Source organism: Amycolatopsis sp. NPDC000009 (genome assembly GCF_055563465.1).
Genome location: NZ_JBVHDI010000003.1, coordinates 145,538 through 163,113 on the forward strand (window position 1 = coordinate 145,538; position 17,576 = coordinate 163,113).

Genomic DNA, 17,576 nt, shown 5'->3' on the forward strand with positions numbered 1-17,576 from the left:
CCGTCCAATCACACGCGTCGTCCGCCTAAGCACACGTGTCGTCCGGCTAGACACACGTGTGTCGTCCGGCCAAGCACTCGCAACGCCTGGCTACGGCAGGAGCGACACACTCCCGCGAGATGAGAGGGGTTCCCGGAACAACGGCGCGGAAGCGACACGGGCCTACGCAGCTCACCCGAAGCGGCTGAGGAACCTTCGGCCAGGCGGCGATTCGTCTGGTCGTCGCGGAGTAGGACGGCGGCTAGGCCTGTTCGACCAGTTTGGCGCGCAACCGCATGACGGCGCGGGTGTGCAGCTGGCTGACCCGCGACTCGGTGACGCCGAGGACCTTGCCGATCTCGGCGAGCGTCAGGCTTTCGAAGTAGTAGAGACCGACCACGATCCGGTCACGTTCGGTGAGCTGGGCGATCGCCTGCGCGAGCTGGCGGCGGTTGTCCTGGTCGACCAGGACGGCCACCGGGTCGACGGCGCCGTCGTCGGGCAGGGTGTCGACCAGCGAGCCGCTGTCCTTGCCCGCGGCGACCAGGTCTTCCAAGGCGATGACGCTGGTCAGCTGCATCTGGCCGTAGAACTCGCGCAGGTCGTCGACGCTGATTTCCAGCTCGGCCGCAAGCTCGGCGTCGGTGGGAGTGCGGTTCAGCCGGGCGCCGAGGCGTTCCAGGGCGCGCTCGGCTTCGCGGGCCTTGCTGCGCACCGCTCTGGGGACCCAGTCCTGGGAGCGCAGGTCGTCGAGGATCGCGCCCCGGATGCGCTGCATGGCGTAGGTCTCGAACCGCAGGCCCCTGGCGGGTTCGAACTTCTCGATCGCGTCGACCAGGCCGAAGATCCCGGACTGGATCAGGTCCCCGACGTCGACGTGGGTCGGCAGCCCGGTGCCGACCCGACCGGCGACGTACTTGACGAGCGGGGCGTAGTGCAGCACGAGCCGGTCGCGCACGATCTGGTCCGGAGACTCGGTGAACTCCCGCCACAGCGCCTGGATCCCGGCGTCCACTTCGTAGCCGGTCCGCGCTTCGGGCGCGACGGCAGGACCGTCCCCGCCGGGACGGTGTTTCCCGGCGGCTTCGGTGACATGTGGGTCGGCGGTCATCGGGCCGCCGTTCTCAGCATGCGACTCAGCGTGTTCTCCGTGCTCGTGCGGATGCGCGTGCGCCGCCGATCCGGGCCGCCGGGTCACCTGCCGAGTTCTCCCCGGCATCATCGGGCCCGGGGGTGCGCGCGGTCGTGGATCGCCTTCAGCCGATCGACGGTCACATGAGTGTAGAGCTGCGTTGTGGCCAGCGTAGCGTGACCAAGCAGTTCCTGAACGCTCCGAAGATCAGCGCCGCCTTCCAGCAGATGGGTGGCCGCGGAATGCCTCAGGCCGTGCGGCCCCATGTCGTTCGCACCCGGCACCGAACCGACGGCGTCGTGGACGACGCGGCGGGCCGCCCGCGGATCGAGCCTGCCTCCCCGCGCCCCGAGGAAGAGCGCCGCTTCCCCCGGCCCCTTCGTTTCGACGGCGAGCTTTCCCCTGCCCTCGTCCAGCCACGCACGCAAGGCCGCTTCGGCGGGGACCCCGAACGGCACGACGCGTTCCTTGCCACCCTTGCCCAGCACGAGCACGACCCGGCGGGAGAAGTCGACGTCTCCGACATCCAGCCCGCACAGTTCCGAGACCCGCACACCGGTCGCGTAGAGCAGTTCCACGATGGCACTGTCCCGCAATGCCACCGGGTCGCGCTGTTCGGCACCGGCGGCTGAGAAGCGCATGACGTCGCCGGCCTGTTCCGCGCGGAGGACCCCGGGAAGCTTGCGGTGCGCGCGCGGCGCCACCAGCCGCCCGCCCGGATCCGACGCGAGCGCCCCGCCTCGATGTGCCCACGCGGTGAAGGTGCGAGCCGCCGCGGCCCGCCTCGCCAACGTCGTCCGGCTGGCCCCTTCCTCGCGTTGCCGGGCGAGCCAGCCGCGCAGCGTCCCGATGTCGAGGTCGGAGAACCGGCCACCGTTCCCGTCCACGAAACCCATCAGCGACACCACGTCGCCGAGGTAGGCACGCACCGTATGCGCGGACAGCCCGCGTTCGAGGGACAGATGCCGCTCGTAGTCGTCGATCAGCTTCCGGACAGACTCCGGCAGCGCGGCACGGGCGGCGCGCAGATCGGGTCTGCGGGCACGTTTCCCCGTGCCGTGGGGCCCTTCGGTCGACGGCATGCCGATCACGCTGCGCGATGTGCGGCGGATGGTCAAGTATCGCCGCACCCTGTTGCGGTGTCCGTGGTCGGATCGTGCCGGGATGGCGTCTCATGGGTAGGCCAGTCAGGTCTTGGCGGCGCGTCTTCGCCACCCTGTGTCACCCCTTTCCGCGAAGCCGTCGAGTTCGAGTGCCGGAAGCAACGAACGGACACGCTCGACCGGGATGCCCGACTCGGCGGCGAGCCGTTCCACGGGCCTCGCCGACCGATCGGACAGCGCGTCGTGCACTCGCAGCGCATCCGGACTGAGCTGATCGGTGCGGCGGCGCGGTTTCGACGGGTCCGCTCCCGTCGCCTCGAATCGTCCCGCCGTCTCGAGGATCTCGTCGACCGAGGTCACCAGCGTGGCCTCGCCTTCGCGGATCAGCGCGTGGCAGCCGGCGGACATCCCCGAAGAGACCGGTCCCGGCATGGCCATCACGACCTTGCCGAGTGCTCCGGCCGTCCCCGCGGTGTTCCGCGCGCCGCTGCGCCTGCCCGCCTCGACCACGACGGTCCCTTCGGTGAGGGCCGCGATGAGCCTGTTCCGGACCAGGAAGCGATGCCTCGCGGGTGTCGTGCCCGGCGGGTACTCGCTGACCACCGCGCCGGTCTTCGAGATGGACCGCAGCAAGGTCGCGTGCTGGGCCGGATAGCCGACGTCGACGCCGCAGCCGAGCAGGGCGACCGTCGTACCGTCCGCGCTCAGCGCACCCCGGTGGGCCGCGCCGTCGATGCCGTACGCCGCCCCTGAGAACACCGGGATACCCCGGCTCGCGAGGTGGTAGCCCACCTCGGCCGCGTTGTGCTCGCCGTACCCGGTCGCCGCACGGGCACCGACGATCGCGATCGCCTGGTCCACGGCCTCGTCGAGCCTCGCGGGGCCGCGTACCCACAGCGCCAGCGGAGGTGCCACACCGGACACGCCCCTGCGCTGGGCCACGGCCAGCGAAAGCAACGGCCAGGCCGGCCATTCGTCGTCTTCCGGGATGACGAGGCGGGCCTCGCCTGCCTCGGCCCGCTCCAGATCCCGCTCGGCGTAGTCGTGTGCTCGCCGCGCGGCGGTCTCGTCACGCACCTTCGGCGGGCACTCGGCGCTTCGTACTCGTTCCGCGGCGGCGACGGGGCCGAGTTCACCGACGAAATCGGCCAAGGCGGGTGCCGGTGGCTCGGCCACGCGCAGGAGATACGACCGGGCGATGCGCTCGGCGTCGAGTTCACTCATCCGAATGACCTCTCCCGGAAGTTCAGGGCCGCGGCGACCTCGTCCGCCTCCGGCTTGTCGGCGCCCTTCAAATCGGCGAGCGTCCAGGCGATGCGGAGGCAGCGGTCGGCGCCGCGCGCGGTGATCGCGCCTCGCTCCAACGCACGGTCCAGCAAGGCCGTGACCTGCGGCGGCAGCGCGAACTCACGGCGCAGTGCCGGGCCGGGCACCTCCGCGTTCGTGAGCCAGCCTTGCCCCGCCCAGCGTTTTCCGGCTCGCTCGCGTGCCTCCAGCACTCGCTCCCGGACCGCCGCCGACGCTTCGGGCGGCTCGCTCAGGTGCGCGCTGAGCGCGGAAAGCGGGCGCAGCCGAACACGCAGATCCACCCGATCGAGTAATGGGCCGGACAGCCGGCTCAGGTAGCGCCTGCGCACGGTCGCGGAGCACGTGCAGTCGGCGTCTTTCGCCGGAGCGCAGGGACAGGGATTGGTCGCCAGCACCAGTTGGAACCGTGCCGGATACCGCACGGCGCCCTTGACCCTCGCGATCCGCACTTCGCCCTCTTCGAGCACCGTGCGCAGCGACTCCAGCCGTTCCGGGCCGAATTCGCACACCTCGTCGAGGAACAGGATTCCCCGGTGCGCGCGGCTGATCGCGCCGGGGACGGCGAGACCGCTTCCACCGCCGATCAGGGCGGGCACGCTGATCGAGTGGTGCGGTGCGACGAACGGCGGCACGGTGACGAGCGGCTCGGACCGCGAAAGCGAACCGTCGATCGAATGGACCGCTGTCACCTGCAGCGACTCTTCGGCGGTCAGTCGCGGGAGGAGGCCGGGAAGGCGTTTGGCGAGCATCGTCTTGCCCACCCCGGGAGGCCCGGTCATGAGCAGGTGGTGCCCGCCCGCCGCGGCCACCTCTAGTGCCCACCGCGCTTCCGGCTGTCCCACGACGTCGGCGAGGTCGGGCACCTGCGGCGGCTCCTGGACGACGGCCGGCTCGGGGCGGGTGAGTTCCCCTTCACCCTTGAGCCAGTCCACGAATTCGCTCAGCCGGGCTACCCCGCCGACCTCCAAGCCGTCCACGAGAGCGGCTTCGTACAGCGACTCGGCGGGGACGACGGCCCTCCGGTACCCGGCGTTGCGCGCCGCCAGGAGCCCCGGCAGGACCCCGCGGACCGCCCGCACCCGGCCGTCGAGGGCGAGTTCGCCCAGCAGCACGGTGTTCAGCAGCTTCGTGGCGGGAACCGACCCCGTCCCGGCCATGACCGCCGCCGCGATCCCCAGGTCGTAACCGGACCCCACCTTCGGCAGATTCGCCGGTGAGAGACCGAGGATCACCCGCTCGTCCGGCCAGGTCCGCCCCGAATTACGGACGGCGGAGCGGACCCTGTCCTTGGCCTCTTTCAGCCCTGTGTCGGGCAGCCCGACCATCGTCACCTTCGGCGAGCCACCGCCGATGTCGGCCTCGATCTCGATCATCCTGCCTTCGACGCCGAGCAACGCGACGGACCAGGCCCTCGCCAGCGCCATTCAGAACGCCGCCTTGATATGCCGCACCTTGGGCTTCGCGTCGGGCCGGGCGACGATCGCGATGATGTCGTAGCGGACGGGACACCAGCGGAGCATGAACTGCCGCTGCCATTGGTACGCGAGACGGCGGATGCGGTCCGCCTTGTCCGGGGTCACCGCCTCGGCGGGCGTGCCGAACCCCACCCCGCTCCTCGTCTTCACCTCGCAGAAGACGAGGCGTTTGGTGTCGGTCGCGATGAGATCCAGTTCGCCGTCACGGCAACGCCAATTGCGGCTCAGGACGACATAGCCCGTCTTTTCCAGATGCTGGACCGCGAGCTCCTCGCCCCATCTGCCCAGTTCGATATGTGGTGCCCCGGCGGGCGGCTGTTCGGCCGTGCTCGTCATCTCGATCCCCCTCAGCGATCGTCACGGTGCGTGTGCGATCAACGCTGCCAGGGTGAGGGGGCGACGGACAGAGCTGATTTCGCCGCCTGTGGACAACCGGTGTGTTGTGGATGGTTCGGCCGTCGTGGGAGCTCACCGGCCGGAATCGTCGGTGGGGTGTGGTAGGCGGCCAGGAGATACGTGAAGGCCCCCTTCACGCGGCGAAGGGGGCCTTCACGTACTTTCCGAAGATCAGCCGGAGAACGGCCCGTCTTCCGGCAGCCGGAGATCCGGTTTGTCGAGTTCTTCGACGTTGACGTCCTTGAACGTGATGACCCGGACGTGCTTGACGAACCGCGCGGGCCGGTACATGTCCCAGACCCACGCGTCGGACATGCGGACCTCGAAGTACACCTCACCGCCGCCGTCGCGCACCTGCACGTCGACGGCGTTGGCCAGATAGAACCGCCGCTCGGTCTCCACCACGTACGAGAACTGGCCGACTATGTCGCGATACTCGCGGTAAAGCGAGAGCTCCATCTCGGTCTCGTACTTCTCGAGATCCTCTGCGCTCATGAAATCCGCGCCCCTCCTCGCGATTTTGCTGCTGTTCCAGCGGCGGAGCGTTCATTGTTACCCACGTACGGGCCGAGGGCACGTATCGGCACGCTCGGGTTTTCCAGTGCCGCGACGGTCAGCACCACCGGATGCGGTGGTGGCACGCGGTGTGCGGCGGCCACGGTGGCCACGTTCGTGTACGACCAGCGATGGACCGGGCTCGGACCGTGAGTGTTCAGTGCCGCGCTGTGGTCGGTGGTGCTGTAGCCCTTGTGCACGTCGAAACCGTAATGCGGGTGGACGTCGTGCAGGTCGCCCATGATCCGGTCCCGGGTGACCTTCGCCAGCACCGACGCCGCCGCCACGCACGCGACGGCCTTGTCCCCTTTGAGCACCGGGATGCTCGGGGCGGGCAGCCCGGACACGCGGAATCCGTCGGTCAGGACGTAGCCGGGCGTGGTCCGCAGCGCCGAGACGGCGCGCCGCATGCCTTCGAGGTTCATGACGTGGATCCCGAACAGGTCGATCTCGGCCGCGGGAACGACGATGACCGAGTAGTCGACGGCACGCTGGACGACCCGGTCGTACACGCGATCGCGAGCCTTGGCCGTGAGCACCTTCGAGTCGGTGAGCTCGGGCAGGCGGGCGGCGTCACCCGGACGCAGGACGCAGGCGGCCACGACGAGCGGGCCGGCGCAAGCACCGCGCCCTGCCTCGTCGACTCCGGCGACGGGCCCGAGGCCCCGCCGGTCCAGCGCGCCCTGCAACCCCCAGAAGAGGTCGCCACGCACCACTGCCCGCGGCGGCCGAAGCGGCTCGGCCGGTGTGAGCGGTACAGGAACTCTCAAGGCCTTACCGCCTCCGGTCGACCGCCTTGCGCACTCCGGCCGACATCCGCCTGCCGAAGAAGAGCACGGGCCATGCCGCGGCGACACCGACGCCAAGGGGAAGCCCCTGCTGCCAGGCGGGCGCACCGAGCGCCACCGGCTGGGCGTTCGCCTGCGGGTTGTGGTCCGAAACGCCACCCCAGCGGCCGGGCGGGAGCACGATGACCCGCGCCTTGCCGATGATGTTCTCGATCGGGATCGCGCCGTTGACCCCGCCGCCGCCCTGGCGCCGTGAGTCGCTCGAGTTGTTGCGGTTGTCGCCCATCACCCAGACGTATCCGGCAGGTACCTTGACCGGCGCGAACGTGTCCTGGACGGGCTTGCCGCTCTCGTCCACCTGCGAGCCTGGCTCCCAGTGGATGTACGGCTCGTCGAGCGCCTTGCCGTCCACGATCACGCGGTTCTGGGGGTCGCAGCACTGCACCGTCTGCCCGGGGGTCGCGATGATCCGCTTCACGAAGTCACGCTCGTCCGGCGGCGCGAACCCGATCAGGGAACCCAGCGTGCGGAATCCGGTGACGAAGATGTTGCTGGACTCCGGCGTGTCGATCTCACCGACCCAGGCGGGCGGTCCCTTGAAGACCACCACGTCGCCCGGGCCGGGATCGGTGAAGTCGTACGTGATCCGGTCGACCAGGATCCGGTCGCCCGTGCATCCCGCGCAGCCGTGCAGCGTGGTCTCCATCGACCCCGAGGGGATCATGTAGACCTTGGCGAGGAACTGCTGGATCAAGATCGTCAGCACGAGTGCGACGACGATCAGGATCGGCAGTTCCTTCCAGAACGACCGCTTCTTGTTGACCTTGCCGAATTTCTTGGAGCCGGATCGGCCCCGTCGGGAGGCCCTGGTAGGACGCTCCTCTTCGGGGCGATCGGGCTCGTCTTCGGAGGTGTTCTGGGACACGGGTTCGACCACGACGCCAGGTTACCGGTAACCGTGCGGCTACCTACTTGGCGGAGGTCGTCTCGCGGTTTTCGCGGCGTTCCTTGATCTTGGCGGCCTTGCCGCGCAGCTCGCGGAGGTAGTAGAGCTTCGCCCGGCGGACGTCACCGCGCTTGAAGACCTCGACCTCGGCGATGTTCGGCGAGTGCACCGGGAAGGTGCGCTCCACGCCGATGCCGAACGACACCTTGCGGACCGTGAAGGTCTCGCGGATGCCGCCGCCCTGGCGACGCAGCACGACGCCCTGGAAGATCTGGTTGCGCTCGCGGTTGCCCTCGATGACGCGGACGTGAACCTTGAGCGTGTCGCCCGGTCGGAAGTCCGGGATGTCGGAACGCAGTGACTGCGCGTCCAGCGCGTCCAGGGTGTTCATCGGTGGTCCGTCCTCGTCTTCGTATGGCTTACGTGCAGCTTGGGCGCGCAGTGTCGGGCACTGCGACCTACCCGGGGGCTGATGGCGTTCCGGTGTACGGCGCCGGCTGCGAAGCCGCGCGTCCACTCACGCCAACCTGTCAAGTATTGCAGACCAGGTCTCAGGCGGTTGACCCGGCCTGGCCGGTGTCCTCGTGCAGCCGCTCGAGGACGGCGAGATCGTGCTTGTCGAGACTACCTTCCGGCAGTTGCCCGACCAGTTCGGGTCTGCGCCGTACGGTGCGTTCCAGCGCCTGGTCACGGCGCCAGCGGTCGATCAGCGCGTGGTTTCCCGAGCGCAGGACGTCCGGTACGGCCAGGTCGCGCCAGACCTCCGGCCGGGTGTAGCTGGGGCCTTCGAGCAGCCCGTCGGAGAACGAGTCCTCTTCGGCGGAGCGCGCGTTGCCGAGGACTCCGGGCAGCAGCCGGACGACGGCCTCGACCATCACCAGTACCGCGGCCTCGCCGCCGACCAGCACGTAGTCGCCGATGGAGACCTCGTCGACGGGCATCCGCCGCGCGGCGTCGTCGATCACGCGTTGGTCGATGCCCTCGTAGCGGCCGCACGCGAACACCAGGTGCTCCTCGGCGGCGTACTGGTGGGCCATGGCCTGGGTGAACGGCCGTCCGGCGGGGGTCGGGACCACGAGGCGGGTGTTCTCGCCGCAGACGTCGTCCAGGGCGGGGCCCCAGATCTGCGGTTTCATCACCATGCCGGGCCCGCCGCCGTACGGCGCGTCGTCGACGGCGCGGTGGACGTCGTGTGTCCAGTCCCGCAGGTCGTGCACGCCGACCTCGATGAGGCCGCGATCGATCGCGCGCCCGAGCAGCGCGGCGCGGAGCGGGTCGAGGTACTCGGGGAAGATCGTGACTACGTCGAGGCGCATCAGGCGTCCAGCAGGCCTTCCGGCGGGTCGAGGACGACGCGGCCACCCGGGACGTCGACCGCCGGGACGATCGCCTTCACGAACGGCACCAGCACCTCGCGGCCGTCGTGCTCGATCGACAGCAGCTCGCCGGCTGGCGAGTGCACGATTTCGAGCACCTTGCCGACGACCGTGCCGTCGGTGAGTTCGGCCCGCAGGCCTTCGAGTTCGTGGTCGTAGAACTCGTCGGGGTCTTCGGTCGGCGGCAGCGTCGAGGTGTCGGCGATCAGCAGCGCGCCGCGGAGGGTCTCCGCGACGTCCCTGGTCAGGACCTCTTCGAAACGCACCAGCAGCCGCCCGCTGTGTTCGCGGGCGGCTGCGATGGTGAGGTTTCTGCTGCTGCCGTCACGCAGCTTCGTCGTGACGGCCGAACCGACCGCGAACCGCTGTTCCGGCGAGTCCGTGCGCACGTCCACCGCGAGTTCCCCGCGGATTCCGTGCGCCTTGGCGATCCGGCCTACTACGACGTCCATCCCGTTCAGTCCTTGGTCAGCGATCGGTGTCGACGACGTCCACCCGGACGCCGCGGCCACCGATGCCGCCCATGACGGTGCGCAGGGCGGTCGCGGTGCGACCACCCCGGCCGATCACCTTGCCGAGATCGTCGGGGTGCACGTGCACCTCGAGCGTGCGGCCACGGCGTGTGGTCAGCAGCTCGACCCGGACCTCGTCCGGGTTGTCGACGATCCCGCGCACCAGGTGCTCGAGGGAGTCAGCGAGGAAGCTCACGCCTCGGCCTTGTCACCCTCGGCGGCCTCGGCCTTGTCGGCTTCGGCCTTCTTCGGGGCGGACTTCTTCTTCGGCGTGGTGGCCTCGGCGGAGGCCGAGTCACCGGCGGCGGCGAGCGCGGCGTTGAACAGGTCCTGCTTCGACGGCTTCGGCTCGGCGACCTTCAGGGTGCCTTCGGCGCCCGGCAGGCCCTTGAACTTCTGCCAGTCACCGGTGATCTCGAGGATGCGCTGGACCGGCTCGGTCGGCTGGGCACCGACGGACAGCCAGTGCTGGGCCCGCTCGGTGTCGACCTCGATGAAGCTCGGCTCTTCCTTGGGGTGGTACTTGCCGATCGTCTCGATGGCCTTGCCATCACGGCGGGTGCGCGCGTCGGCGACGATGATGCGGTAGTACGGCGCACGGATCTTGCCGAGACGCTGCAGCTTGATCTTGACGGCCACGGGTGTGGGTACTCCTCAGTTCTCTCTGATGCATGTGGAAGGCGCACGCCCGCCGAGTGGGGACACGGCTGCGCACACCCGAAGGGTGAGCTCGGGCGCGGTGAGAGGGTCCGGCCAGAGCAGGCAAGCGTACATTCTGCCAGACGCCGATCGGCCGTCAGAACGCGGCTATCCCGAGCGAGGCCAGCAGGATCGTCACGGCCGGGAGGAAGTTGTTCACCTGATGGGCGACCACGCTGCCGAGCAGCCGTCCGGTGAACACCCTGGCCAGCCCGATCGGGATCGCGATCACCAGCAGCAACGTGGTGCGCAGCGGTTCGAGGTGGCTCGCCGCGAAAACGGCCGTGGAGACCAGGAACGCCGCGATCCTCCCCCAGCGTTCGGTGCGCCACGTCAGCCGTTCCACCGCGCCCCACAGGAGGCCGCGGTAGATGATCTCCTCGCAGATCGGCCCGACCAGCCACAGGTAGATGAACATGACCACGGCCGCCGAGACCGACATCCGCCGGTCCTCCACCAGCGCGCTGATCGCCGAGGTCGCGTTCTCGTTGCCGACGACCTGTGTCCAGACGTAGGCGGCGAGCGAGGTGAACCCGAGGCCGAGCACACCGAGTTTGAGACCGACCTTGACGTCGGCCCAGCTCCAGCCGATCCGCAGGTCGGTGAAGGGGCCGTTGCCGCGCAGGCGGGTGATCAGCAGCGCGACCCCGGCGGCGATCATCGTCGGCACCATGGTGCCCAGCAGCACCATGCGCATCGGCAGGGGCTGACCGGGCTGGACGTCGCCGAGCAGGACGCTGATGAACGCCGCCGACGCCAGCAGGACGGCTTCCACCAGGAGGAAGGCCCCGAACCCCCAGCGATGCGGCGGTGGCGTGTCGGGCGCGGCCACCTCACCTCCGGCAGTGAGCTCGTCCGGCGCCGCCTCCGGGATCGGCTCCCTGGGCTGAGATACGGTCACGCCGATCCTCCGGTGATCGTTCGGTTACTCAAAGACTCTAACCGCCTGGACCGGCGATCACCGCGCCGCGAAGAGCAATACAGCCGGTGGGAGGTTGTTGGCGGCGTGCGCGATCACGGACGCGCTCACCCGGCCGGACAGGTAACGGGCGAGGCCGATGGCGATGCCCTGGCCGAACAACGCGATCGTGCGCGCGGCCTCCCCGTGCAACTGGGCGAACACCAGCGCGGTGACCAGCAGGATCACCCAGGAAGGCAGGCGGTGGAAGCCCATCGCGTTCCACAGTGTGCCGCGGAAGAGCAGCTCTTCGGTGACCGGAGCGGCGAGGACGACGATGACCGCGGCCAGTACCAGCCAGATCGTGTCGCCGTCGGTGGTGCCCGACAGTTCGGTGATCGGGCCGGGCGAGACGTCGGAGAAGGTCCTGTCGTCGCTGTCGGTCCCGTAGACGGCGAGCAGGAGCAGGTTGAGGAGATAGCCGGCGGCGAGCGCGGCGGCCCCGCAGGCGAGCCCGATCCGGACGTCGCGCCAGGTTGGCTTGAGCCCGAAGTCCGCGCGGAGTCCTTGGCCCCACACGCGAGAGCCCACCACCGGACCGAGTCCGAGCACGAGGGTGGGCAGGAACGCGAGGATCAGCAGCGGGCCGACGTCACGCAGTTCCAGCGGGTCGTAGCCGCCGAAGCGGCCTGACATCAGGAAGCTCATGACGAGCGTGACGAGGTGGTATCCGGCGATGCCCGCGAAGAACGCTACGAAGCCCCAGTGCGCTCCGAGCACCAAACGCTCGCGAGCCTGCCCGTCGTCCACCACGCCTCCACGCTAAGTGCCGCTCCGGTCACCGGTGGAGTCGGGTCAGGCGTAGATCTTGCCACGCAGGACGATGTGGCTCGGATGGCGGAGCACCGCGAGATCCTCACGCGGGTCGGACGGGTAGACGAGCAGATCGGCCGAAGCGCCGTCGACGATTCCCGGCACGCCGAGCCATTCGCGGGCCGCCCACGAAGCCGATGCCAGCGCCTGCTCCGCGGACATGCCCGCCTTGTGCAGCGCCTCGATCTCGTCGACGAGCCTGCCGTGCTCGACCAGGCCGCCCGCGTCGCTTCCCGCGTACACTCCGACACCCGCCTCGATCGCCGTCGAGACCATCTCCCCCACGCCGGCGTGCAGCGCCCGCATGTGGTCCGCGTACACCGGGTACTTGCCCGCCTTGTCCGCGATGCCGGGGAAGTTCTCGATGTTGATCAGCGTCGGCACGAGCGCGATCCCGCGTTCGGCGAGGACACCCAGCTGGTCCGCCGAGAGTTCCGTGCCGTGTTCGAGGCAGTCGATCCCCGCGTCGATCAGACCCGGCATCGCGGCCTGGCCGAACACGTGCGCCGTCACCTTGGCGCCCTCGGCGTGCGCGACGGCGATGGCCTCGGCGAGGACGTCGTCGGGCCAGAGCGGCGCGAGGTCGCCGGCGCCGCGGTCGATCCAGTCGCCGACGAGTTTGACCCAGCCGTCACCGTCCCGGGCCTGCTCGGCGACCGCCTTCGGCAGCTCGGCAGGGTCTTCGAGTTCGATCCCGAGGCCGGGGATGTAGCGCTTGCGCAGGGCGATATGCCGTCCGGCGCGGATGATCCGCGGCAGATCGGCCCGTTCCTGCAACGGCCGGACGTCGATGGGCAGACCACAGTCGCGGATCAGCAGCGTCCCGGCGTCGCGATCCGTGATCGCCTGCTCGGTCGCCTCTTCGAGCGTGGTCGCGCCGCCGACACCGATCCCGGGGTGACAGTGCGCGTCGACCAGCCCGGGGACCAGAAAGCCTTCCCGGACCACGGTTTCCGCTCCGGCGACCGGTTCGGTCGTGATCCGGCCGCCGGTGACCCACAGCTCGCGACGCTCGCCGTCCGGCAGGACGACACCGGCCAGGTGCAGCGCCTCCACGGGCTACTTGTCCTTCGGCAGCTTGAACTTCTTCGGGTCGAACCCGGGTACGTCGTTCATGCCGCCGAGCTGCGAAAGGTCGGGCATCCCGCCACCGGGCATCCCGCCGCCCGGGGGCAGCATCGGCATACCGCCGGGGAAACCGCCGCGGACCTTGGGCTGCGTCGGGCCGCGCCCCTTGCCCTTCTTCCCCTTCTTGCCCTTGCGGTTCTTGCTGCCGCCGCCTCCGCCGCCGCCGAAGCCGAACCGTCCCGCCATCTGCGCCATCATCTTGCGCGCTTCGAAGAACCGGTTGACCAGGTCGTTGACGTCGCGGACGGCGACACCGGAGCCCTTCGAGATCCGGACCCGGCGCGAGGCGTTGATGATCTTCGGGTCGGCCCGCTCGGCGGGGGTCATCCCGCGGATGATCGCCTGCAGCTTGTCGAGCTGCTTGTCGTCGACCTGCGAGAGCTGGTCCTTCATCTGCCCGGCGCCGGGCAGCATGCCGAGCAGGTTGCCGATCGGGCCCATCTTGCGGACCGCGAGCATCTGCTCGAGGAAGTCTTCGAGGGTGAGCTGGCCGCTGCCGAGCTTGGCCGCGGTCTGCTCGGCCTTCTCCTGGTCGAAGTGCTCCTCGGCCTGCTCGATGAGGCTGAGCACGTCGCCCATGCCGAGGATCCGGCTGGCCATCCGGTCCGGGTGGAAGAGGTCGAAGTCTTCGAGCTTCTCACCGTTGGAGGCGAACAGGATCGGCTGGCCGGTGACCTGGCGGACCGACAGCGCGGCACCACCGCGGGCGTCACCGTCGAGCTTGGTGAGCACGACACCGGTGAAGCCGACGCCGTCGCGGAACGCCTCGGCCGTGGTGACCGCGTCCTGACCGATCATCGCGTCGACGACGAACAGCGTCTCGTCCGGCGAGACGGCGTCGCGGATGTCCGCGGCCTGCTTCATCAGCTCTTCGTCGACACCGAGACGGCCGGCCGTGTCGACCAGGACGATGTCGTGCTGGGCGCGCTTGGCCTCGTCGATGGCGCGGCGGGCGACGTCGACCGGGTCGCCGACGCCGTTGCCGGGCTCGGGCGCGAAGACCGCGACGCCTGCCCGCTCACCGACGACCTGCAGCTGCGTGACCGCGTTGGGGCGCTGGAGGTCGCAGGCGACCAGCATCGGCGCGTGGCCCTGCTTCTTCAGCCACATCGCGAGCTTGCCCGCGAGCGTCGTCTTACCGGCACCCTGCAGACCCGCGAGCATGATGACCGTCGGCGGGTTCTTCGCGAAGGTGAGCCGCCTGGTCTCGCCGCCGAGGATGGTGACGAGTTCCTCGTTGACGATCTTGATGACCTGCTGCGCCGGGTTCAGCGCGCCGTGCACCTCGGCGCCCTTGGCGCGCTCCTTGATCCGGGCGATGAAGTCCTTGACCACCGACAGCGCGACATCCGCCTCGAGCAGCGCGATACGGATCTCACGCGCGGTGGCGTCGATGTCGGCGTCGGAGAGCCTGCCCTTGCGAGACAGGGTCTGCAGGGCGGACGTGAGCCGATCGGAGAGGGTGTCGAACACGGGTGTGCACGCTCCAGCTGGGTCGTTGTGGCGTGCCGGTACGGACCGGCGGCTTTCCAGGGTAGTCGGTGTCCGAGGTCAGCGTTTGACGCGGTTGCGGACGGCCAGCAGGGCCAGGCCGAGCAGCAGCGGCCCGAGGACGCGCGTGACCAGCCGCAGGACCTCTCCGAGCGACGTAGATCAAGGTATCCCCGAAGGCGGGCGTGGTCCTAAAGCCGCCTAGCCACATGCTCGTGCCTACGACGGCGATGAGGACCGCCAGGGTCCTGAGGGCGCGAAGGCCGTAGCCGGAGACGAGCCAGTACAGGTGGAGGATGACGCGCTCGGACCACGGGGTGGCCGGGCTGTGGCGGCGCATCTCCATCTCGCCGGAGCAGAAGTCGGCGGCGCCGGCCACGGCTTGTCCATGTCCATACTTCTAGCGCACGAACACAAAACAGGGCTCCGGGACCGATCGCCCCTCGCAGACCGGTACCGGAGCCCCTACGGAAGGCTCGCCTCCCCGCGAGCCGACCGTAAGCACACTTGGCGAGCTTCGCGGGACTCGGTATCGCCGGACCCCCAGTACCAGGCGATTCGCTGCCCGCGCTCTCTCCGCGCGATGCCATAACCATGCCCGGTCACCCTGGGGTCACGGCAGCGTGAAGACCCCCAACTCCCCCTGAGTAGATCTACTCAACTGGACTTGGCCGACGACGCCGATGACCCCGACGACGCAGCCCGTTTCGCCCGCGTCCGCGCCTGGCGCGCCTTGTCCGCCGCTTCCTGGGCTTTCTCGACCGGGCCCTGCTGCAATGCCGCCAGCAGCCGCGTCACGCCTTCGGCCTGTTCGGCGGCGGTCGGCCGCAGGACGTCGTCGCCGTCCAGCTTGGCCTGGATGAGTGCTTCGAGCGCCTCGCGGTAGTGATCGGTGTACCGGCCGGGGTCGAAATCCTGGGTGAGGTCCTCGATCAGCGAGACCGCGTTCCGCAGTTCCCCGCGCCGCAGGTCGACGTCCTCGTGCAGGAACGGGAAGTCGGGACGCCGGATCTCGCCGGGCCACAGCATCGTCTCGAGCAGGATCACCTGGTCCCGCACACGGAGCGCGCCGAGCGTTTCGCGCTGCCGCAAGGTCACCTTCACGATCGCGATCCGCCCGGACTGCTGCAGCGCCTCGCTCAACAGCACGTACGGCTTGGTGCCTGACGGCTCCGGTTCGAGGTAGTAGCTGCGCGCGAAGTACATCGGGTCGACCTGCTCGGCCGGGGTGAAGCCGACGACGTCCATCGACTGGGTGGTCGGCGGGAGCAGCGACGCGAAATCCCCGGCGGCCAGCAGGACGACGTCGCCGTTGGGGACGGGATATCCCTTGGCGATCTCGGCCGTGGGCACCTCGGCGCCGTCGACCTCGCAGACCCACTTCACCCGCACCCTGCCGCCGTCGGGCTCGTGCACCTGATGGAGGGGGATGTCGTGCGCCTCGGTCGCGCTGTACGCCTTCACCGGAATGGCGTAGGTCCCGAATCCGATCGTGCCTTTCCACACCGCTCGCATCGCCCACCTCCGCCTGGTCAGCGTATCGACGCGCCGAAGGGGCGGGACAGCTACAAACGGGTGTCAGGGGCGACGGATTCGCTCACACATTCGAATGACGGGCGGGATTCGGCCAGTGCCTCGGCCGAACAGTCGACAGCGGTGGCCGCCGCACGGAGTACTTCGGCGACGACCTCGACGTCGATCATCGGAGCGGTGGCCAGCGCGCCTTCGCCGCCTACTTCGACCCTGCCTGCCATGCCTTCGAGCGCGATGGCGAGCGCCTGCTGACCCGCGACGAGGTGCCGGACCACCTTGAGCAGTTCGGGCACGGTCGCGGCGGGACCGGACGCGGTGAGGGAGACGGCGAGGTCGTCCGCGCACGCACGGAGATGGGAGGCCACGACCGTCGGCGGAAGCGTGATCCGCTGCGGTCCGGGCGGGTCCTGCTCGTGGTCGAGCACGTGCTCACCGCCCCTCCGGCTCCTTCGGGTCTCGACCGCGCACATCCTGCCACCGCTACCCTCCGCGATTCGCGCGACACCCCGGTCCCCGGTCAGCCGTAGCCGAGCAGCACCACCGCGGCCGCCGCCAGGACCAATCCCGCGGATCGCACCGGCCCCGGCCGCTCACGCAGTGCCACGATGCCGAGGACGACCGGCACGACCGGATAGAACGACGCCAGCACCACCGCGATCGTGGTCAGCCCCTGACGAGTGGCGAGGAGATACAGAACCAGCGACAACGCGGCGAAGCAGCCATTCGCCGCCGAGCCGGCGGCGAAGCGCCACGGCAGCCGCACACCGTTCCCCCTCCGGATGACGATCGCGAGGATCGCCGCGGTCGCCGCCAGCCTGCTCGCCACTACCGGCCAGAGACCGGCTTCCGGTGCCGCCTGCGCCAGCGCGAGATACTAGACGGCGAATCCGGCGCTGGCGATCAGCGCGTCCCGGACCGCGGGCTTCGCGCCTTCCGCGTCGCCCGCGCCGGAACGCGAAACGGCCCCCAGCGCTATGACCGCCAGCCCGATCCCGGCGAACCGGGCACCGAGGGACGCTCGCCAAGCAGGGTCACGCCGACGAGTACGGGCAGCGTCACGCTGCCCACCGCGCTGATCGGCACCACGATGCTCATCGCCCCGCCGATCAGCCCGCGATAGAGGAAGACCATGCCGACGGCCGTGCCGAAGCCGGAGGCCGCGCCCCACCCGAGGTCCGGCAGCGACGGATCCGCCGTCGGGAGCAGCAGTACGGTGCCGAGCATGAACACGAAACCGCCCACCTGGCCGGCGAACGCGACGGCGGCGAAGTCGGCCCGCCTGGCCAGGAGCCCGCCCGTGAAGTCGACGAATCCGTAACAGAGGGCGGATCCCAGCGCGAGCAGGGTGGGATCGGGCATGACTCGGCTTACCCGGCGCCCGACG

Annotated in this window: 21 protein-coding genes; all 21 read right to left on the bottom strand. The window is 69.7% G+C overall.

The genetic code is table 11. From position 1 onward, the window contains the following. Positions 1 to 241: 241 nt before the first annotated feature. Positions 242 to 1,090 (bottom strand): FliA/WhiG family RNA polymerase sigma factor, encoded by an 849-nt coding sequence (locus tag ACZ3HL_RS10545; RefSeq protein ID WP_126733408.1) that lies wholly within the window; start codon positions 1,088 to 1,090, stop codon positions 242 to 244. A gap of 107 nt (positions 1,091 to 1,197) precedes the next feature. After that, a complete protein-coding gene (locus ACZ3HL_RS10550; RefSeq protein WP_465413426.1) occupies positions 1,198 to 2,193 on the bottom strand; it encodes a tyrosine recombinase XerC in 996 nt (331 codons plus the stop codon). A gap of 105 nt (positions 2,194 to 2,298) precedes the next feature. Next, positions 2,299 to 3,438: a DNA-processing protein DprA gene (gene dprA, locus ACZ3HL_RS10555; RefSeq protein ID WP_465530217.1), complete on the bottom strand. Its 1,140-nt coding sequence runs from the start codon at positions 3,436 to 3,438 to the stop codon at positions 2,299 to 2,301. Further along, positions 3,435 to 4,946 (bottom strand): YifB family Mg chelatase-like AAA ATPase, encoded by a 1,512-nt coding sequence (locus ACZ3HL_RS10560; protein WP_465530219.1) that lies wholly within the window; start codon positions 4,944 to 4,946, stop codon positions 3,435 to 3,437. The genes dprA and ACZ3HL_RS10560 overlap by 4 nt, the downstream gene beginning before the upstream one ends. Then, complete coding sequence (locus ACZ3HL_RS10565) at positions 4,947 to 5,333, bottom strand: YraN family protein (protein WP_465413432.1); 387 nt, start codon at positions 5,331 to 5,333, stop codon at positions 4,947 to 4,949. Positions 5,334 to 5,564: 231 nt separating this feature from the next. Continuing rightward, on the bottom strand, positions 5,565 to 5,888 hold the full coding sequence (locus ACZ3HL_RS10570) for a DUF2469 domain-containing protein (RefSeq protein ID WP_003096226.1): 324 nt from the start codon (positions 5,886 to 5,888) through the stop codon (positions 5,565 to 5,567). Further along, positions 5,885 to 6,664 (bottom strand): ribonuclease HII, encoded by a 780-nt coding sequence (locus ACZ3HL_RS10575; RefSeq protein WP_465531040.1) that lies wholly within the window; start codon positions 6,662 to 6,664, stop codon positions 5,885 to 5,887. The genes ACZ3HL_RS10570 and ACZ3HL_RS10575 overlap by 4 nt, the downstream gene beginning before the upstream one ends. Before the next feature lie 58 nt (positions 6,665 to 6,722). Further along, entirely contained in the window at positions 6,723 to 7,673 is a 951-nt protein-coding gene (lepB, locus tag ACZ3HL_RS10580; protein WP_465413434.1) for a signal peptidase I, read from the bottom strand. A 31-nt stretch (positions 7,674 to 7,704) separates the two neighbouring features. Beyond that, positions 7,705 to 8,073: a 50S ribosomal protein L19 gene (gene rplS / locus ACZ3HL_RS10585; RefSeq protein ID WP_005154717.1), complete on the bottom strand. Its 369-nt coding sequence runs from the start codon at positions 8,071 to 8,073 to the stop codon at positions 7,705 to 7,707. A 160-nt stretch (positions 8,074 to 8,233) separates the two neighbouring features. Further along, on the bottom strand, positions 8,234 to 8,998 hold the full coding sequence (gene trmD, locus ACZ3HL_RS10590) for a tRNA (guanosine(37)-N1)-methyltransferase TrmD (protein WP_465413436.1): 765 nt from the start codon (positions 8,996 to 8,998) through the stop codon (positions 8,234 to 8,236). After that, positions 8,998 to 9,510: a ribosome maturation factor RimM gene (gene rimM, locus ACZ3HL_RS10595; protein WP_034310909.1), complete on the bottom strand. Its 513-nt coding sequence runs from the start codon at positions 9,508 to 9,510 to the stop codon at positions 8,998 to 9,000. Before rimM ends, trmD begins: the two co-directional genes overlap by 1 nt. A gap of 16 nt (positions 9,511 to 9,526) precedes the next feature. After that, positions 9,527 to 9,766 carry an RNA-binding protein gene (locus ACZ3HL_RS10600; protein ID WP_003103110.1) on the bottom strand — a complete coding sequence of 80 codons (240 nt, stop codon included), beginning with the start codon at positions 9,764 to 9,766 and terminating at the stop codon, positions 9,527 to 9,529. Further along, positions 9,763 to 10,209, bottom strand: a complete 447-nt coding sequence (gene rpsP, locus ACZ3HL_RS10605; RefSeq protein WP_005154724.1) for a 30S ribosomal protein S16 — start codon at positions 10,207 to 10,209, stop codon at positions 9,763 to 9,765. Before rpsP ends, ACZ3HL_RS10600 begins: the two co-directional genes overlap by 4 nt. Positions 10,210 to 10,366: 157 nt before the next feature. After that, positions 10,367 to 11,170: a lysostaphin resistance A-like protein gene (locus ACZ3HL_RS10610; protein WP_465530221.1), complete on the bottom strand. Its 804-nt coding sequence runs from the start codon at positions 11,168 to 11,170 to the stop codon at positions 10,367 to 10,369. Between the two features lie 57 nt (positions 11,171 to 11,227). Continuing rightward, on the bottom strand, positions 11,228 to 11,977 hold the full coding sequence (locus tag ACZ3HL_RS10615; RefSeq protein WP_465414133.1) for a lysostaphin resistance A-like protein: 750 nt from the start codon (positions 11,975 to 11,977) through the stop codon (positions 11,228 to 11,230). A 45-nt stretch (positions 11,978 to 12,022) separates the two neighbouring features. Then, a complete protein-coding gene (locus ACZ3HL_RS10620) occupies positions 12,023 to 13,096 on the bottom strand; it encodes an amidohydrolase family protein (protein ID WP_465530223.1) in 1,074 nt (357 codons plus the stop codon). 3 nt (positions 13,097 to 13,099) lie between these two features. Next, a complete protein-coding gene (ffh, locus tag ACZ3HL_RS10625) occupies positions 13,100 to 14,641 on the bottom strand; it encodes a signal recognition particle protein (RefSeq protein WP_465413442.1) in 1,542 nt (513 codons plus the stop codon). 675 nt (positions 14,642 to 15,316) lie between these two features. Continuing rightward, positions 15,317 to 16,174: a non-homologous end joining protein Ku gene (gene ku / locus ACZ3HL_RS10630; RefSeq protein WP_465530225.1), complete on the bottom strand. Its 858-nt coding sequence runs from the start codon at positions 16,172 to 16,174 to the stop codon at positions 15,317 to 15,319. A 50-nt stretch (positions 16,175 to 16,224) separates the two neighbouring features. Beyond that, complete coding sequence (locus ACZ3HL_RS10635) at positions 16,225 to 16,617, bottom strand: hypothetical protein (RefSeq protein WP_465413447.1); 393 nt, start codon at positions 16,615 to 16,617, stop codon at positions 16,225 to 16,227. A gap of 92 nt (positions 16,618 to 16,709) precedes the next feature. Beyond that, the gene (locus ACZ3HL_RS10640; protein WP_465530227.1) at positions 16,710 to 17,018 is read right to left on the bottom strand and encodes an EamA family transporter; all 309 of its coding nucleotides are present in this window, start codon (positions 17,016 to 17,018) and stop codon (positions 16,710 to 16,712) included. Positions 17,019 to 17,164: 146 nt separating this feature from the next. Next, complete coding sequence (locus ACZ3HL_RS10645; RefSeq protein ID WP_465530229.1) at positions 17,165 to 17,551, bottom strand: EamA family transporter; 387 nt, start codon at positions 17,549 to 17,551, stop codon at positions 17,165 to 17,167. Positions 17,552 to 17,576: the final 25 nt, after the last annotated feature.